This window comes from Haloarcula japonica DSM 6131, from assembly GCF_000336635.1.
Taxonomy (GTDB): Archaea; Halobacteriota; Halobacteria; order Halobacteriales; family Haloarculaceae; genus Haloarcula; species Haloarcula japonica.
In genome coordinates this window covers 1-225 of sequence record NZ_AOLY01000014.1, presented here as the reverse complement: position 1 = coordinate 225, position 225 = coordinate 1, and the positions used below count along the sequence as shown (strand labels likewise).

Sequence of the window (225 nt, the reverse complement as noted above, 5' to 3'; positions counted from 1 at the left end):
GTGAACGAACGCTGCAAAGTACCCTCAGAAGGGAGGCGAAATAGAGCATGAAATCAGTTGGCGATCGAGCGACAGGGCATACAAGGTCCTGTAACGAATGACCGAGACGCGAGTCTCCAGTAAGACTTACAGGAAGCCGATGTTCTGTCGTACGTTTTGAAAAACGAGCCAGGGAGTGTGTCTGTATGGCAAGTCTAACCGGAGTATCCGGGGAGGCACAGGGAA

1 rRNA gene is annotated in these 225 nt (G+C 52.0%); it reads left to right on the top strand.

The window, feature by feature from the left end:
- Positions 1-225, top strand: a 23S ribosomal RNA gene (locus C444_RS22535); the annotation flags it as partial.